Raw genomic sequence first — 25,427 nt, 5'->3', positions numbered from 1 at the left:
AACAACTATATTTTTACAGTAGCTGTAATGCAGTTCAGCGAGAACCAGAATAACAATCTCTCGCCTGATAGCCCTAGGGCGTTAACAAGATCGAACATCGCGCCTAAGCGAAAGCGTGGCAATAAAGTGTCACAAGGCGCTCTGCTAACGCAGTCTTACCCTACATTTGGCTGCGTGTAAACCGTAAAAGGAGAGGCGGTAACATGAACGAACAAACCTATCTGGAACAGATTCGCCAAATACAAAAAGCTAATTGGCCTAAGGGTGCCGTCACCGAGCCTGTCTATCCGATCGGCGAGAAGCCACTAAGCGAATACCTGACCCACTGGGCAACGGTTAACCCTAACAAAGCTGCCCTCAATTTCTATGGCAAAGAATTTACCTTTGCTCAGCTAGACGATTTAAGTAATCGATTTGCCAATTTACTGCGCAGCCTGGATGTGCAGCCTGGCGACGGTGTAGCGCTTTTTACGCCGAACAGTCCACAATTCCATATTGCCTATTTCGGCATTATGAAGGCTGGCGCTATCCATATTCCTTGTAGTCCATTATCGAAAGAAATGGAGCTGAAACATCAGCTCGGTGACAGCAACCCTAAAGTTGCTGTCTGTTTTGATGCCTTGCTGCCGGTGATGTTACCGGTAGCTGAAGCGATTGGTATCAAGCAGGTTATCGCGAGCAGCTACAGTGAGCTGACGCCTGAAGAGCCGACATCAGTATTACCTGAGTTTTTCTCCCTGGATAAAGTCGAACTACCAGGAAATGTAATGGACTTTTTCCCGGCACTGGAAAGTGCTTCAGCAGAGCGTTTGGATTACACTCCGGGGCTGGATGATATCGCTGCACTGAACTACACCAGCGGTACAACAGGTCTGCCAAAAGGCGTTATCCATACCCACCGTAACATCATAGGTACCGTAGCTAGCTTCTATCCGCTCTGTTTTGGCGAAGTGCCGGAAACGGGTAGTGACCAGGTAATCTTGAATTATCTACCAGAATTCTGGATTGCTGGCGAGAATAGCTCTTTACTGTTCCCTATGTATTCCGGGGCGACTCTGGTATTGATGGCTCGCTGGGATGCCAAAGCGTTCATGCAATTGACTGAACGGCACAAAGTAAACCAGTGCATCATGCTGGTCGACAGTATTGATGAGGTGTTGAACCACCCTGAAAAAGACAACTATGACATGACCTCTCTTGGTGATAGTTGCTGCATCAGTTTTATCAAGAAACTGAACAAAAATTACCGTCAACGCTGGCAAGAACTCACCGGTGCCACGGTATTCGAAACCGCCTATGGTATGACCGAAACCCATACCTGTGATACGTTCACCAAAGGTTTCCAGGAAAACGACCTGGACCTTAACATTGAACCCGCATTTTTGGGCATGACAGTACCGGGCACTGAAATGAAAATTTGTGATTTTGCCACCGGTGAAATCCAGCCACTTGGCTCTGAAGGCGAGATCTGGCTGCGTACCCCAACTATGATGAAAGGCTATTGGTGCAAGCCAGACCTGAATGAAAGACTGTTTGAAGAGGGTGGTTGGTACCGCACCGGTGACCTGGGCATGATCACTGAACAGGGCTTCTTCCGCTTTCTGGGGCGTCGCAAAGAGATGCTGAAAGTGAACGGAATGAGTGTTTTCCCGGCAGAAATCGAATCTATGCTTGGCCAGCATCCGGCAGTCGGTGCTTGTGCGGTCGTGGGCCAATGTGACGCCAAAAAAGGCCAAATCCCGATTGCCTTTGTGGTACTTAAGCCTGGAGAGTTTGAAACAGAAGAATCGCTGTACGAGTGGTGTAAGCAATCGATGGCAATATTTAAAGTGCCGCAGATCCGTATTCGTCAGCAATTGCCGATGACCCCAACGGGTAAAGTACGCAAAGTCGAACTGGAGAAAGAACTATGAGCCGGACTTTCTCACGAATCCTGATTGCTAACCGGGGTGAGATTGCCATTCGTATTGCCCAAACCTGTGCGGACATGGGCATCGCCAGTCTGGCAGTGTATGCAGAAGACGATCATCCATCGTTGCATACCAAGAAAGCCGATCAAGCTGCGCCTCTGGTGGGGCGCGGTGTTAAAGCATACCTGGATATCGAGCAGCTGATTGCTGTAGCGAAACAGTATCAATGTGACGCTGTCCATCCAGGTTACGGCTTTCTATCTGAAAACAGTGAGTTTTCTCGCCGCTGTGCAGAAGAGGGTATTACGTTTATCGGTGCATCGGCAGAGCTTTTGGACTTGCTGGGCAACAAGGCGACGGCAAGGGAAACCGCCATTCGTTCAAACGTACCGCTGACCAGTGGTATTAACCGAGCCTGTAGCCTGGAAGAAGTGCAGCAGTTCTTCACTGAGTTAGGTGAGGGCGCAGCGGTGATGATCAAAGCGCTCGCCGGTGGCGGTGGCCGTGGTATGAGGCCGGTCACTCAGTTTGACCAGTTGGAAACGGCTTACAATCAGTGTCGTGATGAAGCCACCATTGCGTTTGGCAGCGGCGAACTGTATGTGGAACAGCTGGTAACCGATGCGCGCCACATTGAAGTTCAGGTACTCGGTGATGGTACCGGTGAAGTAACTCACCTTTGGGAGCGTGAGTGTACGCTGCAGCGTCGTAATCAGAAACTGTTGGAAATTGCTCCGAGTCCAAGCCTGAACGATGAAAACCGCATGGCGATCATTGAAGCGGCGCTTAAACTGGCCAGCGATGTAAAATATCAGGGCCTTGGCACGTTTGAATTTCTGGTAGACGCCAACGATCTTAGCAAGTTTTACTTCATGGAGATCAACCCGCGTATTCAGGTAGAACACACCATCAGTGAAGAGATCACTCAACTGAATCTGGTGAAAACACAAATTCAGTTGGCTGCCGGGGCTACTCTGGGTGAACTTGGCCTGGAACAGGCGCCAGCCAAAGTGGGCTGTGCCATTCAGGCCCGGGTTAACTTAGAGCAGATGTTGGCCGATGGCAGCACTAAGCCCGCTGCAGGCCTGATTAAAAACTATCAGGTACCGAACGGACACAATGTGCGGGTCGATGACTACTTGTACGCCGGTTATAAAGTCAGCCCTAGCTATGATTCGCTGGGAGCAAAAGTGATTGCCAAAGGTGAAGATTACCCCTCGGCGTTAAGTAAGCTTTATCGCTGCCTTCAAGCGCTGAATATTGAAGGTGTCGCCAGCAACAAAACTTTGTTGATGAACTTGCTGCAACGGGCTGAGGTACGTGAAAATCAACTCAGCACCCGCTTTGTAGAGCAAAATATCGGTGACCTGCTTGCTGATCACAGTTATGAACAGCACTATTTTGCCGGAGCGTCTACTGAAGATGAAATCGTGCAGGTAGTGGATATTCCAGCCGGATGCGAAGGGGTGAAATCACCGACCGCCGGTGTCCTCGTGACGGTGCATGTTCAGCCGGGTGATGAGGTTTACGCCAACCAGGAAATCGCACTGATCGAAGCGATGAAAATGGAAATTCCGGTTAAAGCCGAACATGCGGGTGTGATTAAGCAAATTCTGGTTACGGAACCGGGCGACCTGGTGGATGAACATCAACTGATGGCAATCATCGAACCGGGTGAAGTGTCGGTGTCGTTAGGCCAGTCAGAAATGGACATTGACCTTGACCACATACGCAATGATTTAGCGTCACTGTTCGATCGCCAACTGCGAACGTTGGACAGCCATCGCCCTGATGCCGTGACCAAACGTCACAAAGAAGGTAAGCGGACTGCGCGGGAAAACGTTGAAGACCTGCTAGATGAAGGCAGCTTTAACGAATATGGCCAGTTGGCCGTGGCAGCGCAGCGCCAGCGCCACGACGTCGAAAAGCTGGTCGATATCAGCCCTGCAGACGGTAAAGTGACCGGTACCGGTACGGTTAATGCTGACTTGTTTGGTGCAGAAGCCGCCCGTTGCGCAGTGATGTGCTATGACTACACCGTGATGGCCGGCTCGCAAGGGTTAATGAACCACAAAAAGACCGACCGTATTTTGGAAGTGGCGAAGAAAAGCCGCATGCCGTTGGTGCTGTTTGCTGAAGGTGCTGGCGGGCGTCCATCGGATACCGATATCCCGGGCGTGGCATTCCTTAACCTGCATACGTTCTCTGCTTTGGGCGAGTTGTCTGGCTTGGTACCGACCGTGGCGATCGCGGCAGGGAACTGTTTTGCCGGCAATGCTGCTTTGTTTGGTGTCTGTGACGTCACTATTGCCACCAAGCAAGCCAGTATTGGTATGGCAGGACCGGCGATGATTGAAGGCGGTGGTCTGGGTACATTTACCCCGGATCAGGTAGGCCCGGTTTCGATGCAGAGCCCGAATGGTGTCATCGATATCCTGGTGGAAGATGAAGCAGAAGCGGTTGAAGTGACTAAGAAGTATTTGTCTTACTTCCAGGGTGATTTACCGGTATGGCAAAGCCATGACCAGCGTAAACTGCGCCATTTAATTCCGGAAAACAGGATGGCGGTTTACGATGTCCGTGAGGTGATTAACACCCTGTGTGACGTTGATTCTGTGTTGGAGCTGCGCCGCGATTTCGCTAAGAATATGATCACTTGCCTGGTACGAATCGAAGGTAAGCCATACGGCCTGTATTGTAATAATCCAGGGGTATTAGGCGGTGCCATTGACGCTGCCGCCGGTGACAAACTGGCTCGCTTCATCCAACTGTGTGACGCTTACGATATCCCTATGATTTCGTTGTGTGATACTCCAGGATTCATGGTAGGGCCAGCATCAGAGCAAAACGCCACGGTACGTCATATTTCGCGTATTTTTGTCAATGCGGCGAATTCAAGCGTACCACTGCATACCATCGTATTGCGCAAGTCTTACGGCTTAGGCGCGATGGCAATGGCCGGCGGCGGTTTTACCGCACCAGTGTTGGCGGCATCGTGGCCAAGTGGTGAATTCGGCGCGATGGGCTTTGAAGGGGCGGTGCGTATTGGTGCCCGTCGTAAACTGGAAGCGATAGAGGACGTCGCAGAACGTGAAGCGACCTTTAAAGCGATGGTCGATGAAATGTATCGCCAGGGCAGTGCAATCAATACCGCCAGCCTGCTAGAACTGGATGCCGTTATTGACCCAGCCGAAACCCGTGACTGGATTGTCAGAAGCTATGTTCCTTCGTCTAAGCGGACAAGTGAACAGGGTAAAAAGCGTCCTTGTATTGATACCTGGTAAAGCCTTATTGTCGACCGCCAGAGAACAAAAAGCCCTTGGTTTTACACCAAGGGCTTTTTCTATACCAAACTGAGAATAAAGCAAGCGGTACTTAAAGTATCTCAAGTGTGATTTGGTCAAACGAATAGACTTTGCCACCAAACTCTTTGCTGAACGCCTCCGCATCAGATTTTTCGCCGAAACTGGCCAAGGTTTCGCCCATAGAACCTTTTTTCTCGGAGCCGATGACATACCAGGCCGATTTCGCATCGATAAAGTATTCATCATCGGGCTTTTGCCACGGTGTTTTACTCATGTCGTGAACAAATACCTGCTGGATCTGACGTTTGTTTTCCGGCTGCAGGATGTAGGCAAACAGGTCTCTAGTTGAACAGAATTTATCGATACTCTGTTGCTCTTTTTCGTATGCTTCGCCTTTGGGGCCGGGGAAATTAGCGATTACCATGCCACACAAGTGACATTCATCTGCCGCTTCTATCGCCGCCGCCTGGCGCACCATTTGCTGTTGTTCGTTGTCACCGCAACCTGACATTAGCGCTGCTAAGCCAATCAATAACGTGGTTTTAAAGGGGTGAGATAGGGTCATAAAAGCCTCTTGTTATAGGGTTTTGTTACGGAAAATCAGTAAAGCTGTGGTTAACGGCGCTGCAATCCAGGCCAGCATCGCCAACAATAGTGTGTTGGTGGAAAAACTGCTGTTAATCGCCACCGCCAGTACGCCATTAACATCATGTTGGCTGAGCGCTGATAGATTGATTAACCGGAACAGGTCGGCCGGATTCAACATCATCATCTGTACCAGGCGTTGTTGATCCAGTAGCTCGTAGCCGCCAACCAATACCGCTAACAGCGCCAGATCAAACACCAACACAAAGAAAAGCCAGACGATCAGACCGCTGCCGGCGGCTTTGGATTTTTCCGACACCAGCAGGCTGATCACATAAGCGATAGAGACAAAGCATAGCCCTAACAAAATGGAGGTCAGGATAAACAGACCAAACGCCGTTGGTATATTTTCCAGCCCTGTGGTCAGGTTCAGTAACACGCCTGCCGAGCCGAAGCCAAAAATGGTTGCCAGCGAAATAATTCCGCCCTGACCGACAAATTTGCCCAGCAGCAGTTGGCCATGGCTAATAGGGTAGGTCATCAGCAGCAGCAGCGTGCCAGACTCTTGCTCGCCGACAAAACTGTCGTAACAGAGCAATAAGGCAATCAGCGGAATGATAAAGACCGACAGGCTGGACAGGCTGGCCATTATTGAGGACAGCGATGGGGTGGCGTCTAGCTGGCCGGATGCGACCGTGCCGTAATAACTGAGGCCGATCGACAGTAGGGCGAAAATGCAGGTAATGGATACCAGCCATCGGTTGCGTAAACCGTCCTGAAACTCTTTGAGTGCAATGGCTAATACAGGGTTCATGATTGCACCTCATCTTGGTTTGACGGCTGTTTAGCTAAATTGAGGAAATGCTGGTAAAGCTGTTCCAGATTGGCCGGCTCTACCTGAATGTCTGTCAGGCTGTCATAGCTAAGCAGCTCTTTCAGGGTACTGACTTTTAACGCTTCCGGGACCTGTAACTGGTTACTGGATACAGCGAAGCCAGACAGTTTTTCATTGGCCATCATGGCACCGTTGATACCGGTGGCACGAATTTTTACTGGCAACTGGGCCATCTCGCGCAGCTCGTCCAGGCTGCCCATCGCGACGGTTTTTCCTTGCGATACTATCATGGCCCGATCGATATGCTGTTCGACCCCGGGAAGGACATGAGAACAGAGGATAATACTGGCACCGTCTTTTTTCAGTGCATCCACACTGGCGTAAAACTCCTGAGTAGCGATTGGATCCAGGCCGACGGTCGGTTCATCCAACAGCAGTAATTTTGGCGTGCCCAAAAATGCCTGCGCCAGCCCAAGGCGTTGGCGCATACCCTTAGAGTAAGTTTTAACCTGTCGGTTCATGGCATGAGCCAGACCAACCTGTTCCAGCAGAGGTTTGATCTGCTGCTTAGGCACCGACTTGAGCCGGGCAAAATAGGTGAGCACTTCCAGCCCGGTAAGCTGGTCGTAGAAACTAACATTTTCAGGAAGGTAGCCGATGTTTTTTCTGCCTTGCCAGGCTTGCTGACTACTTGGGTCGTGGCCAAATACTTTGACTTCTCCCTGGCTGGCCGTAGTTACGCCCAGGATTAGCTTCATCGTGGTGGTTTTTCCGGCACCATTATGGCCAAATAACCCCAGCACTTCGCCTGGCTGCAAGGCCAGGTTTAACCCGTCTACTGCACGCAGCGATTTATACTGCTTGGTCACGGAATGCAATTCTACTATTGGCTGCGTCATGAATGATTTCCTTCAGGCTGGCTAACAGCCGCGCGGTGTTTTATCTGTTCGACAATAGAGTCTAAATCCAGTGGCGACATGAGCGGGTAGGAGTCCTTCACGCCCACTGGTTTAAGAACGGGAAACTGTTTTTGAATCCAGCGCAGCATTAATACGGCTGGACTGTCGAGTAGCACTTTAGATTCAGGGTATTTCCACATCATTTTGTCGATACCATCGTTTGGCTCAAACGGCGTGTCACCGATCTGGTCATTATCCAGATCCCAGCCCAGGTAGTTGCTCCAGTAGTTGCCAACGCTCTCCTGGCTCCACTCTTGCTCACGGCTGGAGACGTATTTCACCTGCACGGGGTTATTGATAAAGGCATTACCGTATACTTTGACATCTTCTGAGCCGGCGGTGAGATGAATGCCGATTTCGGCGGTATCGATGCGGTTATAACTGATGGTATTTTGCCCGGAGTTATAGACAAACAGGCCTTTACCTTCTCGGCCAATCACTTTGTTCTCTGGCTTGGTCCAGACCCGGTAAAACTGGTTATAACTGATATCAGACTGGGTGATAAAGTTCATCAACATACCATAGTCTTCCGTATCCCGGCTGATGTTAGCCTGAACGGAGAGGTTCTTTGAGCTCATCAGCGCGTATCCGGCGCGGGTATTGTAAGCCAGGTTGCCGATGACTTTATTGCTGTGCGAATACATATAGTGCACGCCGTAACGGAGGTCGTGCATGGTGTTATTGCGCAGTAAACTGTGTTGACTGGAAATGACATACAGGCCATCGCGGGTATGGAATACCTCGTTGTCAGACACGACGGCGTGAGTCACGGTGGAAAGCTGAATGCCATTACCGCGGTCAGCGGAACGTAGCTCGGTGTTGCCTTCCACCAGGTTATGTTCGATGGTGATCCGATTGGCACGTTGGATCCACATACCAAATCCGTTGCCTTTCAATTGATTGCGGCGAATCACTAAATTTTCAGCAGGCTGGTCGGAATAGATACCGGCATTCTGCTCGGTCAGGTTTTTGCCCCAGTTAATAATCTGCAAGCCTTCTACAGTTACGTCAGAACTGGTTAGCGTCAATGCATTATCTTTGCCCTGCGCATCGATCACAGCACCTTGCTCGCCGCTTAACGTCATGGCGGTAGGGATAGTGAAATTACCGACATAGCGACCCGGAAGCAGAACAATGGTATCACCGGCGGAAGCACTGTTTAACGCAGCTTGTAGGTCGTCACTAGGGTTCACCGAAATAGTCGCGGCAAACGCCGCCTGGTGAAACAAAACACTGAAGGCGAGGCTAAGCCAGGGGAGTTTCTTCAATGGATCTTTCCTGCGTTGTTGATAGGGTGGAACAGACGCCCCCGGAAGACCGGAGGCGCTGCAGTACTGCTTAATTCTAGTCGTTTAGGCCTTAGGCTTCGACTAACATGCGACCACGCATTTCCATGTGAAGCGCGTGACAGAACCAGTTACAGTAGTACCACTGAACCCCTGGTTTGTCTGCGACAAAGGTAATTGAAGCGGTCTGTTGTGGACTGATTTCCATCTGTACGCCGTGGTTCGTCATACAGAAACCGTGGGTTACGTCTTCAACGGTGTCCAGGTTAGTGATGATTACTGTGACAGTGTCACCTAATTTAACTTTGAACTCGTTCAGACCGTAAGTAGGCGCAACTGATGTCATGTAAACGCGCACTTTGTTGCCGTCACGGATAACCTTGTTGTCCGTCATCACGTTCACGCCGTCTTTCTTAGCGATTTCCAGCGTTTCGGCAAAGATTGGATCTTCACGAGACCAAAGTTTGTTTGGTTTCACTTTGCTACGGTGAATAATGGTACCGTCGTGTGGTTCTGCGAAAGTCGGGCCATCGTGGACCAGTTTCATTTCATCGCCTGAGATGTCGATCAGCTGGTCGTTTTCAGCGCGTAGCGGGCCAACCGGCAGGAAACGGTCTTTCGAGAACTTACATAGTGACACCAGCCATTTACCATCTGCATCGCGAGTTTCACCGCTGGATGTACTGTTATGACCTGGCTGGTAATGCACGTCGATCTTCTGGCGAATGTAGTTAACTTTTTCACCATTGTACGCTTTCACTGCATCGTCCATGCTCCACTTCACGATCTGGCTATCCAGGAACAGAGTGGTGTAGGCGAAGCCGCGGTTATCGAATGCGGTATGTAGTGGACCTAAGCCCAGTTCAGGTTCAGCAGCGATGGTGTCACGTGGTTCAATTTTGTTCTCAAACAGGTCATCCAGGCGATCAATCGCAATCATAGAGACGGTTGGAGACAGCTTACCGTTAGCAACGAAGTACTTGCCGTCAGGTGACGTATTCATGCCGTGAGGCGATTTAGGCACCGGGATGTAACGGGTCAGCTCAGAACCTTTGCGGCCATCCAGTACCGGAACCTTATTACCGTTATAGTTTTTGAAGTTACCGGCTTTTACAGCCGCTTCACAGCGAGCCAGGTTGAAGACGACTACGTGGTCACGTTCCGCGGTGATCATTTCACCCAGGTTCATGCCCATTTCTGAGTTGTAACAGGTAGAAGCGAAGTATTTGCCGTCATAGTCAGCGTCGGTGTTGTCGAGGTTACCATCAACCATTACCTGGAAAGCCACTTCCATTGTTTCAGCATCAATCACGTTAAACAGTGAACGGTAAGTGCTGACATCTTCCATGCCGTTTTTACCGTCGTTGTTCATTGGGATTTCAAATTCCGCATTACAGATCACGTACTTGGTTTCTGGCACTTTTTGTACCCGAAGACCGTGGATCGCTTGCACGTTAGGTACGGTGATCATCTTGTCACACTTCATTACGTCACAACGGATACGTGCTACGCGAGAGTTTGCTTTGTCGTTGATAAAGACGTACTTACCGTTGTAACGGCCGTCAGTCATACTCATGTGAGGGTGATGCGAGTCACCGGTCATGATGTGGGCGCTGTCGCCTTTAATGCGCTTACTCTCATCGGTAAAGCCCCAACCGGTGGCACTACAAGAGTTAAATACCGGAATACGCATCAGCTCACGCATTGACGGAATACCAAGAATACGGACTTCACCAGAGTGGCCGCCGCTCCAGAAACCGTAATACTCATCAAGTTCGCCCGGATGTACCACTGCACTGTTGCTCGCTTCTGCTGCCTGGGCTTTGGCCATTGATGCGAACATAGCGGCTGTCATAGGTGCAGCGGCTACACCCAGCCCCAGAGCCGCACTTTTACCGAAAAACTTACGTCTTTCGGTATTTTCCGGCATGTCCTGGTCGATTATTTTCTTATCTTCACTCATGGTGAATCTCCATTTTATGGTTGGGTACTAAACCGTTGGGCGCTGGTGAGAAAGTCACCGTCTGTGCAAACAGACTCAGTTACATTTCCCTTACCGGAATATCACCTTGACGGCTTTTGTTTTTTTTGTAGGCCGCTTTTTTCAGTGGCGGACATTTGGTTTCATTGAAATAGGTCATCTGACAATCGAGGCAGTAGTGGCACTCGCGCATGTTGATCTCGCCGTTAGGGTAGATAGCCTGAATCTCACACTCTTTGGCGCAAGTTTTACAAGGAGAGCCACACTCCGGACGGCGTTTCAGCCAGTCAAACAGGCGAATGCCACTGGTTACAGACAGGGCGGCACCAAGCGGACACAAATAGCGGCAGAATGGTTTGCGATTGACCAGGTTTAGAGTTAGAAGAATTCCCGCATACATGACAAATGGCCATTCACGATCAAATTTAAGCAGGAATGTGGTTTTAAATGGTTCTACTTCGGCAAATTGTTCCGCCAGGGCTAACGAGTCCATGGAAAGCGCAAATAAACCAAGCAAGATTAAATACTTCACTGCCCACAGTCTTTCATGAACCGCCCATGGCAATTCGAGCTGGGGTATTTTTACTGCCCGGCCAAACTGATTGATCAGTTCCTGCAGGGCGCCAAATGGGCAGAGCCAACCACAGTATACCGCGCGTCCCCACATAATAATGGTCACCGCGGCGGCACACCAAAGTACGAAGATGACCGGGTCGAGCAGGAACAGATCCCAGGAGAATCCGGACATGACTGAATTAAGGAAGGTAAAGACGTTGACCACCGAGAGCTGCCCACTCCATACCCAGCCGATGAATACCACGGTAAATACCAGGAATATGCGACGTAACCGGTGCATAAAGGTGGGGTGGCGAACCAGCACATCCTGGAAGAATAGAATCAGGATCAGCACAGTAATAAGGCCAATTAGAATCGATACTTTCACTTCATTATCCTGCCAGACTTGCTGAGTCAAAGTCAGCTCAGGCTCAGGGATAATGGGATCCGGTGTATCGACATACTGCTCAGGTACGTCGTAAGGAGCCTTGAAACTGACAAATTCACTGTCTACCGCACCAATCTGGCGGCGAACCAGTAGTTCAAGCTGCCAACTGGCTCCTGGGTCAAATTCATGGTGGGCCTGAACTCTGAACAGCGCCATTTCTTTGAACCTTGGCGCACCATCAGCGTACAGATCCAAAACGCGTTGATGGTCCAGATCGCGGAAAGAGATTTCATTGTCATTCTGATGAATTTGAATCCGGTCAAATATACCGCCACGTACATAGCCGGAACCTTTAAATGAGTAACCATTACCAAATACGGCGATCAGATGTTCTCCTGGTTCCAGTTTGTCGACCATATACTGGTATTCCTGGACGCCAAACAGGTTTTTACCGATGGTCGGAATGTCCGCCAGGGTGTAATAGATCTCAGTAAAGGTGTCATCGAGTTTATTTTCAGCCACTCTGTCGACGTTCTCTGCGGCAGTACCGTCAAAAGCTTGTTGTACATCGCGGTTTTTTAGCAGCAGCTTACGTACTGAACCATCACCGGTCAGTTCTGACCAGCTTTTTTGGCTGAACACATCTTGTTTAATGGTCGAAATCGGCTGAATAATGTCGCTGGTCGGCTCTATGATTCCGAGCTCTTCAGCGGCTTTGGTCGCAGCTTTGGTAATGGCAACATTCATTACCATAACTGTCACGGTGGCGCCGGATAAACCATCTACCGGTACGTAGCCCTGGTTGGGTTTGCCGCCGACCTTGATACGGTCTTTGACTGACAATCCCACATACTGTTCGGCAAAGTCCCACAGTTTTGTTTCCGGGATCCCGGCCAGAATAATCGGTTCGTGATGTTCCAGCACTTTTGATGCCAGGTATTGACCTTCAGGATCAATAATCACCAGCATATTGACCGGTTCACCGGAATAAGCGGGGATGCGCGCGATATCATTGGTTTCAAATGCATATCCTAGTATCGCATCGTCTTTCTTAATGGTGCGCAGCAGTGGCTCGCCCTGTTTATCAGAAATCAAAGTCGCTTGTGGAAACGTTTCTTGGATTAGCGGCAGCGGATCTTTTGGTGGGCTCACAAAAAGTGCATTGGCATAGCCAGACAACAACAAGCAGAGTAAAAGTATGCCCGATCTGACTAATTTAAAGAGTTGAATCATCGTTAGCCCCTGATGGCGAGAATGCCGTGCTAGTGTCCATAAATCTTAGACTACCCTAGTGGGCTGTTAACGACTTGTGTTTGATTTGTGTCAATATTAGGCGACTGTCACATGCCAATTTTTTCAACCGGAGACATGGGTCACGCGGATTCAGGGACTGTATATCAGTACAAAAAATAAGGAATAATACTAAAGGGGTAGGTATCTTGTTATCAAGACGCAGATAGACCTTACTAGTTGTAGGGTAAAACATTTTTCGGGTCTATAGATTTAAATGCATAATCAATAGAGGGTTGAATCCAGAGCTTAGTTAACTCTGCATTGGCTGTGATGTATAGAACAATGACTAGCGGTTTAAATACTCTGCAGGTTGTAAGCAAACTGTAAATTACATGTAATCTGCTCGGCTGTCATTGCCGCGGTATTCATTAGCTTTATTTTATATCTGTGTAATATTGTTACTGCCAGATAGCTTAGCCGATGGTAAGCTACCGGCTCCTTCCTCGCGGTACTGGAAATTCGACCGCTTTATGAGTGAGATCCATTTTAATGTCTGAAAAGCGAGCGACGATTGTATTGATCGTCACTACTTTATTGGCCGCCTTCGGCTGGGTATTTTCCAAACAAACGATACAGGGCCTGCCACCATTTGGCTTTATTGGTTTGCGCTTTACTATAGCCTCACTATGCCTGCTGCCCTTGTGTTTCCGGCATCTACGTTCAGCAAAGTCCATCGATCTTTTACGTGCCGCGTTAACCGGATGTTTACTAAGCGGGTCGCTGATGTGCTGGATCTATGCGATTTCGATCAGTGATACTCTCGGTGAAGGGGCGTTCATTGTTAGTCTGTCTATGTTGCTGGTACCCGTGGTCGCCTGGATTTTGTTTCGCCAGCGGCCTCCGCGAGCGTTCTGGCTCTCGCTGCCGGTCGCCTTGATTGGTCTGGCATTTCTTTCCCTTAGCGGTGGCTGGCAGCAGTCGAGCAGTCAACTTTGGTTTATGGGGTGTGCCACCATGCTGGCGCTGCACTTCAACGTCAATTCACTTTTCTCACAACGCCTGCCGGTGTTGCTGCTTACCTGCATTCAGCTAATGGTTGTAGGTATGGTTGGCATGATCATGTCGCTGCTGTTCGAGACGTTGCCAAGAGAAGTACCCAATGCGATCTGGGGTTGGTTTGCAATGAGCGCTTTGCTGGCAACCAGCCTGCGTTATGTTATGCAGACATTAGGGCAAAAGCATATCGCGTCGGCCAATGCCGCCTTAATTATGATTTTAGAACCGGTCTGGACGGTAATACTGAGCGTACTTTGGTACCAGGAGCAGTTATCCGCCAATAAGATAATTGGTTGCGTACTGATCTTATTGGCGCTGCTCCTTTATCGTACCGGTGGCAGGTTAGCGCGGTTAAAGTTTCGCTAAACTGCCGAGAGTTAAATGTCTGATAGAGTTAACCGAGCCGGTAGACGGTATCTATTTGGCACTCCTTAACAAACTCAGCATCATGACTCACCAGAATGACACTGCCGTTGTAAGTGGCCAGGGCACCGGCAAGCATGCGCCTGGCATCAATATCCAGATGGTTGTCCGGTTCATCGAGCAATAGCAATGTTTCATGTTGCCTGTGGCTGACAATTAGCACCGCCAGCTTCATTTTTTCCCCGCCACTCAGATGCGTAGCGGTTAAATGGACTTTGTCACGGCGGAAACCAATACCTGCCAGACACGTTCTGGCCTCCGTTTGCGATAGATGCGGGCAGTAAAGTAACAGGTTGTCCAGCAGGGAGCGCTCAGTTTTCACCAGGCTGAAATTCTGGTCCAGATAAAGACTGTCACAATTAACAGCAATAGTTCCTCTTACGGGAATAGCTCCATGCCCAGTGTTGCCATGATCGGCCACCAGGCGTAGCAGAGTAGATTTGCCACTACCGTTGTTACCAGCCAGATGCAGCTTCTGTTGTGAACGCAGCATCAGCGAAATAGGGGGCTGATGACAAAACGGCAGTACCAGATTGTTTAACCTCAACAGCGGACGAGGTTTGCCAACACCTTGGTGCAGGGCCATCGATAACGGATCGATGATCTGCTGCCGGGATTGCAGCTCGGCTTTTTGTTGGCTTAGAAACCGGCCTCGCTGGTTGACGTTTTTATTCTGCTGGCTGACATTGGCGGTCGCCCGGTCCCGTTTTCCGTCCAGCAACAGTTTCGGCTGGCTGCCTTTGCGTCGTATTCGGTTACCATGGGCTTCGCGCTGACTGGCTTTCTCCCTATCTTTCTGGACTTGTCTGGCCAATGCCAGCTGTGCTTTGCTTAAATGCTGTATTTTTCTGTCCAGTGCTTCATTTTGCAGCGTGCTTTGTAGCAGATACTGGTCATAGCCACCGCTGTATACCTCTAATCCCTGCCGACTCAAAGACCAGATTTGCTCTACCTGATTGAGCAACTGGCGGTCATGGCTGATTAGGATTATCGCGCCGCTGAACTGGTCCATTTGTTGTTGCAACCAGTTTCTTGCCACAGCATCAAGATGATTTGAAGGCTCGTCAAGGATCAGTAACCGGGCGTCGGATTGAAACAATTGCCAAAGTCTCAGGCAGGTTAACTGGCCGCCACTGAGTTGGGAACAAAGCAGATTGTAGTCTTTGGGAATGCGCAACTTCTGCAGCAGTTCAAACAGCTGCGACTTCAGCTGCCACTGGTCGCCGACAAGATCAAACCAGTGCGGGGCACAATCGCCCTGTTCGATACGGTCGAGGGCTTCCAGTGTCGCTTCCATACCTAACAGCCGGGCAATACTGCAATCACTTAATTGTTCTAAATCTATGTTCTGTTCAAATAGCCGACATGGGGCTGTTAAAGTGACGTGTCCACTAACGGTGCCCAAACAAGATGGCTTTTGCCCGCCGATTAAGCTGGCCAGAACGGATTTGCCACTGCCATTGCGGCCAATAAGACCAATACGTGAGTGCTGCAGGCTAATGGTGACGGGGGCGAATAGTGTTTCGCCATCGCTAAATTGATAACTTAATTGATGTATTTGTAAAACTGGCATAGTGCCTCCTGATGACCAGGGGCAGCACGGCGCTGATTAGCTTAGTATGGACGCGACAGTTTTATCGCATAAAAGCAGATTGTAATAGCTAAGACGAAACAACGCCGACTAACCCTTTAGATCCAAATTAGAAAAAGTGATGGATGTCAGGGGTTAGTTGTTCATTATGGCGTTGCCTCCGGATTCAAAAGTGGGGTTTAGTATAACCATTCCTGTATGGACTGGGCAACTATTGTTCAGCACCCCAATGTTCAAACACACTGATATCAAGTCGCAAAAATATCTCCCTATCTGGATGAATCACACCCGCGCACTAATGTTAACTGTTTGTGATTGTTATCACGGTATTTAACAAACGTTACCAGTAACATCGCCCAAAGTTACCGGTAACAACTACTATTAACCGGTGGAACGTGAATGTATAAAAGGAATACCCCTATGAAAACGATGACAAAAACTCTGGTCGCCGCCATGTTAACTGGATTGTTTACGGCGTCGGCAATGGCTGCTGATTTCAAACTGAAAATCCAGTCATCTGACCCATCCGGTGATCTGAACTTTAAAGTGCAGCAGAAATGGGCTGAGCGAGTAGAGAAGATGTCTGGTGGTCGAATCGATATCGACTTGTTGCCGGTTGGTGCTGTGGTAAAACACACCGAAACTCTGGGTGCCATCAAAATGGGCGTACTGGACGGACACCTGACCGCAACGGGTTATTTCTCTGGTAAAGATCCAGCGTTTGGTCTTGTCGGTAACATGGTGGGTGCCTGGTCAGATACGACTCAGCTGCTGCAGTACATGAACTACGGTGGCGGTAATGAGCTGATGACTGAACTGTACGCGCCTTATGGCGTTAAATTCGTTGGTGCATCAACCACTGGCGTTGAGTCTTTTGTTTCCAAAGTACCGTTAGATGGTGTCGACGATCTGAAAGGGTTAAAACTGCGTGCACCTGAAGGCCTGGTCCAGCAAGTATTTGCTGCTGCTGGTGCGACACCGGTTAACCTGCCGGGTTCAGAGGTATTCACCGGCCTGAGCAAAGGGGTAATCGATGCTGCAGACTATACCGTATTCTCAACTAACCAGCAGGCGGGGATGAACGACATCGCCCAGCACCCGGTACAGCCAGGTTTCCACTCGCTGCCACTGATCGACATGTCAATTTCGCAGAAGAAATGGGACGCAATGCCGGAAGATTTGCAAGAAATTCTGACAACTTCAGTTCGAGACTTCTCATATGACATCACCACTCAGCTGAAGATGGCCGATCAGGAAGCGGTGAAAAAAGCCCAGGCCAATCCTGACATCACTATTCACAACTGGTCTGACGAAGAACGTAAGAAATTCCGTGAAATTGCTAAATCACAATGGAAGGTATTTTCAGAACGTTCACCTAATGCACAAAAAGTATATGACTCAGTGACGAATTTCCTCGAGAGCAACGGCTTGCTATAAGGTTTTGGGGATAATTAAGTTGTCGTACGGAGGGCTTCGGCCCTCCCAATTGGAATCGCTCCGTTATGTCTAACAAGACCTCCCAACATGCTCATGGTCACGACGATCAGCCAAAAAACTGGTTGGACCGTTTGATCATTAAAGCGAGCAACCTATTAAGCTGGTTATTTATTTTTACCGTTCTTATCTCTTTTTACGAAGTCGTTATGCGTTACGCGTTTAATGCGCCAACTATTTGGGTACATGAAACCGCCTCGTTTATCGGTGGGTCACTGTTCATCATTGGCGGAATCTACGCTTTTGCCACTAACACGCATGTGCGAGTTGTGCTGATTTACGATGCCGTTGGGCCAAGGGTGAAAAAGTACCTTAATCTGATTCACCACATAGTGGGTTTGGCGTTTGCCTTGATGCTGGCTTACGCAGCTTACCAGATGACCTATGAGTCATGGTTTGCGCCTTGGGGAGAACTGCGGCTTGAGCGCTCGGGCTCAGTACTAAACGCACCGTATCCAGCCTTACTTAAGGCACTCATTTTTATCACTTTGTGTATTTTATCTCTTCAGTATATTTTGCACCTGATCCGAGAAGTGATCGGGCTAAGGAAGCATGACGATGTTTGAGTTGTCTTCAATCGGGATTGCCTGGGGCAGTGTGCTGATGCTGGTTATGATGGTGGTATTGCTACTGACCGGCATGCAACTCGCATTCGTTACTGGCTTTGTGGCGATCTTCTTCACCATGTTCTGGTTCGGCCCAGATGCGTTGCCGCTGATAGCCAGTCGGACTTTTAGTTTCGCTTCGGGCTATGTGTTCCTGGCGGTACCCATGTTTGTATTGATGGCCGCGATGCTGGATCGATCCGGTATTGCCCGTGACCTGTTTGATGCAATGAAATCGGTCGGACGCAAAGTTCGTGGCGGCGTGGCGGTGCAAACCCTGTTGGTGGCGGTATTGCTGGCATCAATGTCTGGCGTAATTGGCGGCGAAACGGTATTGCTGGGTATCTTGGCTTTGCCGCAAATGCTGCGATTGGGTTACGACCGAAAGCTGGCTATTGGTACCACCTGTGCTGGTGGCGCACTTGGGACCATGTTGCCGCCGAGTATCGTACTTATCATCTACGGTATGACGGCCAGTGTGTCGATTGGTGACTTATTTAAAGCGTCATTTGTTCCGGCATTTATCCTGGCAGCTTGCTACATCGGTTACGTTTTGCTGCGCTGTAAGCTTAATCCAACGTTGGCGCCGATCCCAACCGACGAGGAGCTGGAACAGCCACATGTAAACTACTTCAAGGCGTTGTTTTTCCCACTGTTGTCTGTCGCAGTGGTACTGGGCAGTATATACACCGGTGTCGCGTCTGTAACAGAAGCGTCTGCTCTGGGTGTGGTCGGTATTATGCTAAGTGCACTGATCCGCCGTGAACTGAACGCTAAAATGCTCCGAGACAGTGCGATCTCGACCATGCGTACCTGTGGCATGATCATGTGGATTGGTATCGGCGCCAGTGCGCTGGTGGGTATCTATAACCTGATGGGCGGCATCGATTTTGTCGAGGAAGTGATCCTGGCGATGAGTGGCGGCAGCCCGCTCGGTACCTTGCTGATCATGATGGTTATCCTGCTGGTTTTGGGCATGTTCCTCGACTGGGTAGGGGTAGCTCTGCTGACTATGCCCATCTTTGTACCGATTATTACCAACCTGGGCTTTGACCCAATCTGGTTTGGTGTAGTGTTCTGTCTCAATATGCAGGTTTCTTTCTTGTCTCCACCATTTGGTCCCGCGGCATTCTATCTGAAATCTGTCGCGCCCAAAGATATTAGCCTGGGAGAAATATTCCATTCGCTGTTGCCATTTATCGGTCTGCAAATTTTGGTACTGGCGATGGTTATCGCATTCCCTGACCTTGCAATGTGGTGGAAATAGTGGCCATTCAAACAGGTCATCGAGAGAAGTTTTAAGTTGTCAGCCTGGCTGAAAATAGCCGGGCGTAGGGAAGTCAGTTTATGAAACCGAAAAAGATTTTAGTCATGGGAGTGTCTGGTTGTGGCAAGAGCTTAATCGGTAGCCAGATTGCCCACGCACTACAAATGCCGTTTTTTGACGGGGATGATTTTCACCCTGAGAAGAACGTTGAAAAGATGAGTCAGGGTGTGCCACTGACGGACGAAGACCGTCAAGGCTGGCTAGAGACTTTGAATAAGTTGTTTGTTGAACAAGATGAAGCTGTGGTTGCGTGCTCGGCGCTTAAGCCCCGTTACCGCGAGGTACTGAAACGAAATAATGAACAGCTGGTCATTGTCTATCTGAAAGGGGACTTTGACACCATCTGGTCAAGGCACCAAAAGCGGGACAATCACTATTTTACTGGTGAGACTATGTTGCGCAGCCAGTTCGACGCTTTGGTTGAGCCATCTAAAGAAGAAGCGATTTATATCGATATCCGTCCGAGTGCTAAGCAAGTACTTAAGAAGGCGTTAAGTGCACTTAAGGAGTTAGAAAATGAATAGAGCGGATATCGCGATCATTGGTCTGGGGGTGATGGGCAAAAGTCTCGCACTGAACCTGGTAGACAACGGCTATCACGTCGCCGGTTACGACTTGCAGACTTACAACAGAACGCGTGCCAAGGAAGAAGCAAAAGCAGTTGGGGAATCTGGCGGCAGCCAGTTTACAGCGGTTTCATCTTTATCCGAATTGCTGGCAACGCTCGCGATGCCGCGTATTATCGCTTTATCTGTACCTGCCGGTTCGATAGTCGATCAGGTCGTCGAAGATTTACTTAATGTTGGCCTAAGCCGTGACGATATTGTGATCGATACCGGTAACAGTTTGTGGACGGACAGCGAACGACGCGAGAAAACCTGGCAAGGAAAACTGCGCTTTTTCAGTACCGCCGTTTCCGGCGGCGAAGTCGGCGCAAGATTTGGCCCATCGTTAATGGCTAGCGGTGCCCCTGAAGCCTGGCATCATATTGAACCCATCTGGCGATCTATTGCGGCTAAAGTCGATGCGAAAGGCCAGGCTCTTCCGGCTACCGCTAAAGGCGAAGCTTGTGCGGCTTATTTAGGGCCTGCCGGAGCGGGCCATTACGTTAAAATGGTCCACAACGGCATTGAATACGCAGATATGCAGTTGATATGCGAAGCTTACCATCTGATGAAAGCCGTGCTGAAGATGTCCTGTAGAGAAATTGGTAAACAGTTTCAGCTTTGGAACCAGGGCGTTCTCGGCAGTTACCTGATGGAAATCAGCGCAGACATTTTGCAGACAGACGACCCGGTTACCGGTAAACCTTTCGTAGATGTTGTATTAGACAAAGCCGGGCAGAAAGGTACGGGATTGTGGACTGCAGTAGACAGCTTGCAGCAGGGAGCCGCGACTCCGAGTATTGCCGCTGCCGTCTTTGCCCGTGCCCAAAGCAGCAATAAAGAGCTTAGAATGCGGGCCTCGAAGCATATCAACGCTCCTGAACTTTCTAACCTGGCGCTGGAAAAAGATCTGGTACTGGAATCGCTGCATGATGCCCTGTATTGCGCCAAGCTGTCGGTCTATGCGCAGGGGTTTGATTTGATGGCGACCACCTCCAGGCAACAAGGCTGGCAGCTTAACTTTGAGCAGATTGCCAAAATTTGGCGGGCGGGCTGCATTATTCGCGCGACCTTCCTGCAGCAGATCAGTGACGCATATAAAGCGCAACCGGATCTGGAACACCTGCTTTTGGCTGAACACTTTCAAAGCACACTGCAAAAACATCAGTTTGGCTGGCGGCAGACAGTGGCGTGCGCTGCATTGAATGGTATTCCGTTGCCGGGGATCAGTTCAGCACTGAGTTATGTCGATAGTCTGCGCTGCGAGCAACTGCCAGCCAATCTGTTGCAGGCACAGCGGGATTACTTTGGCGCGCACAGTTATGTCAGAGCGGATGAAGACAGTGGTCAAAGCTACCATTTAACCTGGAATGAACAGCCAAGGCAGCAACTGAAGTTACCTTGAAATTTTAGCTGACGAAAATTGCACTATCTGTAACGATTTTTCGTTACAATACAGCGCAATACAACAGTAAGACAATATATATGGCCAAGAAAAAAAGACCAACACTACAGGATATCGCTGATCAGGTGGGTGTGACCAAAATGACGGTCAGCCGATGTCTACGTGACCCCGCTTTAGTCTCCGAGTCGCTGCGTGACAAAATCGCGCAGGCAGTCGAAGACCTTGGTTATATTCCCAACCGGGCACCGGATATATTGTCGAAAGCTAAAAGTAACGCCATTGGCGTACTGGTACCGTCCCTGACCAACCAGGTTTTTGCCGAAGTCATACGGGGCATTGAGTCGGTTACCGCACCTGCCGGTTACCAAACTATGATTGCTCACTATGGATACAGTGTTGAACTGGAAGAGCAGAGCATTGCTTCGCTGCTTTCGTACAATGTCGATGCGATTATCTTATCGGAAAATGTTCATACTGAACGAGCGCGAAAGATGCTGCAGACGGCCTCAATTCCAGTGGTTGAAATTATGGACTCGGTGTCGGATCGCATTGAACAGGCGGTTGGGTTCGATAACTCGGAAGCGACCCGGGTGATGACACAAGCCATGCTGGATAAAGGCTGTAAGAAGATCGCCTATTTTGCAGCCCGGATGGATCAGCGTACCCGGCTTAAGATGCAGGGCTACACTCAGGCGCTACAGCAAGCGGGCCTGGAACCGATCACTCTGCAAACCGAAGATGCGTCGTCGTTCACTCTGGGCTCCAAGCTACTGGAGCAGTTGATCGAACATTATCCTGATGCCGATGGCATCATTTGTACCAACGATGACCTGGCCATTGGTGCTGTGTACGAATGCCAGCGGCGGGGAATCCAAATTCCACAACAGATGGCCATCGCCGGTTTCCACGGTCATGACATCAGCCGGGCAATGAATCCGCGTTTGACCACAGTCGTCACGCCCAGGGAGCAGATCGGTGCTATCGCCGCGCAGCAACTGATCGAACGACTGGCAGGCGCACAAGAGTGGCAGGCCTGTATTGATTTGGGTTTCCATATTGAACAGGGTGAAAGCGTCTAAAGCGGAACGTCCAGTTAGTACCTACCAGGCACAAAGGCACAGGCAGAAAAATAGCGAGCTTATTCGGCTCGCTATTTTTTAACCGCTTAAGCAGGTGTTAAGACAGCTTGAACTCCTGCAACTGGTGATTCACTTGCTGAACTTCTGTTTGATAGGCATCGACAATGTTGTTCATATTGTTCGCCAACTGTCCGGTTTGATTGGCGATGTTGGCAAGAATATCGACGTCTTTGTCCACATCTTCACACGCTTTTGATTGTTCTGTCGTTGAGTTAGCGATGCTGGTGATATGTTGATTGACCGTTTCGATAACCGTCTCCAACCGCGCCACACTGGTATTCACTTCAGAGACAGAGGCAAATGTCTTGTCGGTAGCTTCGCGGCTCTTGTTCATGTTCTGCACCGCGGTATCTGTGTTGTTAGTAATATTGTCCAGTAACGCGCTGATGTGCTCGGTCGCTTCTTTACTGCGCTGGGCCAGATCGCGAACCTCGGAAGAGACGACCGCAAAGCCCCGACCGTGTTCCCCAGCGCGGGCAGCTTCTATAGCGGCATTGAGTGCTAGCAGGTTCGTCTGCTCTGAAATACCGTTAATGGTTTCGACAATTTTGCTTACGCTGGCGGCATCTTGCTCCAGATCCTGCATACAGGTTTCCGTCTGTTCGATCTGTTGTACCAGCGCTTCTACTGCACCAAAAGCAATCTGGCTCTGTTGTTGACAGTCGACAACTTGCTGGGTCATCGCGTTGGTTTCTTCCAATGCGCGGTCAGATGAGCCTGCGATCTCCAGCGCCGATTGAGATAGCTCGGTCATTGCAGCGGCGATATTGTCACATTTTGCTGTGGTTGCCTGGCTGCTTTGGCCCAAATCTTTGGCAGCACCGATGATGTCATCTAGGCGCTGATTGCTGTGATTATTGGTGTCGGTGACATCCAGCAGTAATCGACGAATACTCTGAGTTAAGCCATTAATGCTAAATGAAATGACAGATATTTCATCGCGACCTGAACTGCTGATCTCCTGGCTGAGGTCTCGACTGTTCGAGATGTTGGTTAAGTGATTTGTTAAGTGTCCAACTCGATAGCGGAGACTTTTCACTGCCGATATCAAAATGGCCACAAGCAATACGCTGACAACGATAGTCAGAGTCAGAAGTAATTTTTGCATCCACGCTGCTTGCTGGGCGGTTTGCTCTGCATATTCGATTAACTGTTGTTGCAAGTTATTGCGTATCTGGTTGATCAAACCAATCTTTTTCGTCGCAGCGCCAAACCATTCTGCCGGTGATGGGCCTTCAAGATTGGCCAGATTATCAACCTGAGCCAAATAGGCCTGTTGAACCTGATTCACCTGCTGCCAGATAGGTTGCTTTTCAGCGGCATTCAACGGACTGGCAAACTGTCCGGGAAGGGTTATCGCCGCCTGGCGTTTAGCGTAGTCTGTGGTGAGAATGTATTGCTGAATCGAGGTATATTGAGATGGCGTAGATGCTTTGCGAGCGAAGGCGCCATTAAGCGCACCACGAATCTGGCCGGTTTTCTCTTTCATCACGATTAACGAAATCAGTGCACTACCGGTTTCAGACATGGTTTTGTCTGTTAGCGTAGTAAGCAATACGTTTGCGTTATCAATGATCAGATGGTTGAGGTTCGAGTAGTAGCTAAATGGAGCGATAGTTGGTTTTAGCGCATCGACGCCGGATCGTACCGATGTTAGTTGAGACAGGTGTTTGTCGATATCAGCGCGCAGTTTGTTTAATAAGTTTGGTGTGTTGTACTGAGGTTGGTAGTCATTAAACAGCCGAATTTGCTGGTCTACAACTTTGCGGTGTTGCTTCAGTTTAGCGACCTGTACTCCTTGGCCTTTACTACCCAGTACACCGGCCGTCAGGCCTCTTTCTACCGCGAGGTTATGAGCCAGATTATCATACAGAATAATCAGGTTTACGGTTTCTTGGTCCCGATTAACATTATTGAGAGTGTGGCGGTGATCTAACACATTGTTCACTGCAAGAACCAATGCAATAGTAATGGGGATTCCGGCAAGCAAGGATACCACTATGAACAGTGGAAAGCGGTGGATAATCCGTTTCATAAGCCCTCTGACATTATTATTTTAAATTTTGCCTACTAATTGTAGGCGTTTTCTTTATGCGAATGGTAGCTTATCGCATATTGTTTGATATCTTTCACATCAATAAAGTATGGTATGAGGAAGATCATCTTTTCACTGATAATTTAATCACTTAGTATTAGAGTCGGTTTAGCGTTATCCAGGTAACGCAATTTTTATGGAATGTAGGATTTAAGTAGTATGGATTTACAAGCGTTTATTTTATTAGCGAATACCCACCCGGAGCAGGTAGAGTTTGAAACGACAATCGAAGTGATTGAAGCAAATTATCAATTCACGCCCACCGCCTTCACCAATGGCGAAGTGAACAATGCAGCAGGCCAGAATAATGGCTCCTGTAAGATTTTCGCATTTGCCAAATTGCATCAACTTTCAGAACAAGCCACTTTGCACTGTTTTGGCCATTATTATCGTCAAGATGTGTTGTTAAACCCGGCAGGTGACGACCACCTTAATATTCGCAACTTTATCAAAACCGGTTGGGAAGGCGTGACGTTTAGCTCACAACCATTGGTTGAAAAACAATAAAAAAACACCTGCTTCGGCAGGTGTTTTTCTTTATTGCTCTGTCACTTACTGGGTGACGGCTTCTAATTTTGCAGCCCCTCGTAACATGGCTTCTATTAACTCACCGGCGTTAAATTTCTCTAACGCGTCATGGGCGCCGACCT

The 25,427-nt window shown here is 49.3% G+C and carries 18 protein-coding genes; 10 read left to right on the top strand and 8 right to left on the bottom strand.

The annotated features are described in order from the left end of the window. Window positions 1-203: 203 nt before the first annotated feature. Together ACQY6F_RS11690 and ACQY6F_RS11685 are read left to right on the top strand one after the other, a co-directional pair. The gene (locus tag ACQY6F_RS11690; protein ID WP_428774551.1) at window positions 204-1,913 is read left to right on the top strand and encodes an AMP-binding protein; all 1,710 of its coding nucleotides are present in this window, start codon (window positions 204-206) and stop codon (window positions 1,911-1,913) included. After that, a complete protein-coding gene (locus tag ACQY6F_RS11685; protein WP_428774550.1) occupies window positions 1,910-5,194 on the top strand; it encodes a carboxyl transferase domain-containing protein in 3,285 nt (1,094 codons plus the stop codon). The genes ACQY6F_RS11690 and ACQY6F_RS11685 overlap by 4 nt, the downstream gene beginning before the upstream one ends. A gap of 91 nt (window positions 5,195-5,285) precedes the next feature. On the opposite strand, the gene ACQY6F_RS11680 is transcribed toward ACQY6F_RS11685, so the two are convergent. From ACQY6F_RS11680 to nosR, 6 genes are all read right to left on the bottom strand, one after another. Further along, entirely contained in the window at window positions 5,286-5,780 is a 495-nt protein-coding gene (locus tag ACQY6F_RS11680) for a nitrous oxide reductase accessory protein NosL (protein WP_428774548.1), read from the bottom strand. Window positions 5,781-5,792: 12 nt separating this feature from the next. Next, window positions 5,793-6,614, bottom strand: a complete 822-nt coding sequence (locus ACQY6F_RS11675) for an ABC transporter permease (protein WP_428774547.1) — start codon at window positions 6,612-6,614, stop codon at window positions 5,793-5,795. Next, window positions 6,611-7,534 carry an ABC transporter ATP-binding protein gene (locus ACQY6F_RS11670; RefSeq protein WP_428774546.1) on the bottom strand — a complete coding sequence of 308 codons (924 nt, stop codon included), beginning with the start codon at window positions 7,532-7,534 and terminating at the stop codon, window positions 6,611-6,613. Before ACQY6F_RS11670 ends, ACQY6F_RS11675 begins: the two co-directional genes overlap by 4 nt. Continuing rightward, window positions 7,531-8,862, bottom strand: coding sequence for a nitrous oxide reductase family maturation protein NosD (locus tag ACQY6F_RS11665; RefSeq protein ID WP_428774545.1), 1,332 nt, complete (start codon window positions 8,860-8,862; stop codon window positions 7,531-7,533). The genes ACQY6F_RS11670 and ACQY6F_RS11665 overlap by 4 nt, the downstream gene beginning before the upstream one ends. 91 nt (window positions 8,863-8,953) lie before the next feature. Then, window positions 8,954-10,843 carry a TAT-dependent nitrous-oxide reductase gene (nosZ, locus tag ACQY6F_RS11660; protein WP_428774543.1) on the bottom strand — a complete coding sequence of 630 codons (1,890 nt, stop codon included), beginning with the start codon at window positions 10,841-10,843 and terminating at the stop codon, window positions 8,954-8,956. A 79-nt stretch (window positions 10,844-10,922) separates the two neighbouring features. Further along, window positions 10,923-12,956 carry a transcriptional regulator NosR gene (gene nosR / locus ACQY6F_RS11655; protein WP_428774542.1) on the bottom strand — a complete coding sequence of 678 codons (2,034 nt, stop codon included), beginning with the start codon at window positions 12,954-12,956 and terminating at the stop codon, window positions 10,923-10,925. Window positions 12,957-13,580: 624 nt separating this feature from the next. Between nosR and ACQY6F_RS11650 the strand changes: the two genes are divergently transcribed. Further along, entirely contained in the window at window positions 13,581-14,459 is an 879-nt protein-coding gene (locus ACQY6F_RS11650) for a DMT family transporter (RefSeq protein ID WP_428774566.1), read from the top strand. A 28-nt stretch (window positions 14,460-14,487) separates the two neighbouring features. Here the strand turns inward: ACQY6F_RS11650 and ACQY6F_RS11645 are convergent, their stop codons facing one another. Next, window positions 14,488-16,089, bottom strand: coding sequence for an ATP-binding cassette domain-containing protein (locus ACQY6F_RS11645; protein ID WP_428774541.1), 1,602 nt, complete (start codon window positions 16,087-16,089; stop codon window positions 14,488-14,490). 438 nt (window positions 16,090-16,527) lie between these two features. Between ACQY6F_RS11645 and ACQY6F_RS11640 the strand changes: the two genes are divergently transcribed. The 6 genes from ACQY6F_RS11640 (at window position 16,528) to gntR (ending at window position 22,622) form a co-directional block, all read left to right on the top strand. Continuing rightward, window positions 16,528-17,544 (top strand): TRAP transporter substrate-binding protein, encoded by a 1,017-nt coding sequence (locus tag ACQY6F_RS11640; RefSeq protein ID WP_428774540.1) that lies wholly within the window; start codon window positions 16,528-16,530, stop codon window positions 17,542-17,544. Window positions 17,545-17,609: 65 nt separating this feature from the next. Beyond that, entirely contained in the window at window positions 17,610-18,167 is a 558-nt protein-coding gene (locus ACQY6F_RS11635) for a TRAP transporter small permease subunit (RefSeq protein ID WP_428774538.1), read from the top strand. Then, the gene (locus ACQY6F_RS11630; protein ID WP_428774537.1) at window positions 18,160-19,473 is read left to right on the top strand and encodes a TRAP transporter large permease; all 1,314 of its coding nucleotides are present in this window, start codon (window positions 18,160-18,162) and stop codon (window positions 19,471-19,473) included. Before ACQY6F_RS11635 ends, ACQY6F_RS11630 begins: the two co-directional genes overlap by 8 nt. Before the next feature lie 80 nt (window positions 19,474-19,553). Then, window positions 19,554-20,057: a gluconokinase gene (locus ACQY6F_RS11625; RefSeq protein ID WP_428774535.1), complete on the top strand. Its 504-nt coding sequence runs from the start codon at window positions 19,554-19,556 to the stop codon at window positions 20,055-20,057. Beyond that, on the top strand, window positions 20,050-21,543 hold the full coding sequence (gene gndA, locus ACQY6F_RS11620) for an NADP-dependent phosphogluconate dehydrogenase (protein ID WP_428774533.1): 1,494 nt from the start codon (window positions 20,050-20,052) through the stop codon (window positions 21,541-21,543). Before ACQY6F_RS11625 ends, gndA begins: the two co-directional genes overlap by 8 nt. A gap of 80 nt (window positions 21,544-21,623) precedes the next feature. Beyond that, window positions 21,624-22,622 (top strand): gluconate operon transcriptional repressor GntR, encoded by a 999-nt coding sequence (gene gntR / locus ACQY6F_RS11615; protein WP_428774532.1) that lies wholly within the window; start codon window positions 21,624-21,626, stop codon window positions 22,620-22,622. A gap of 97 nt (window positions 22,623-22,719) precedes the next feature. On the opposite strand, the gene ACQY6F_RS11610 is transcribed toward gntR, so the two are convergent. Next, window positions 22,720-24,717, bottom strand: coding sequence for a methyl-accepting chemotaxis protein (locus tag ACQY6F_RS11610; RefSeq protein ID WP_428774531.1), 1,998 nt, complete (start codon window positions 24,715-24,717; stop codon window positions 22,720-22,722). Window positions 24,718-24,936: 219 nt separating this feature from the next. Here ACQY6F_RS11610 and ACQY6F_RS11605 point away from each other — a divergent pair, with 219 nt between their 5' ends. Beyond that, window positions 24,937-25,284, top strand: a complete 348-nt coding sequence (locus ACQY6F_RS11605) for a HopJ type III effector protein (protein ID WP_428774530.1) — start codon at window positions 24,937-24,939, stop codon at window positions 25,282-25,284. Window positions 25,285-25,427 lie beyond the last annotated feature (143 nt).

The organism is Vibrio sp., assembly GCF_050299255.1.
Classification (GTDB): domain Bacteria; phylum Pseudomonadota; class Gammaproteobacteria; order Enterobacterales; family Vibrionaceae; genus Vibrio.
Note: the sequence above shows the minus strand (reverse complement) of the source record. Positions and strands in the feature narration are given on the sequence as shown.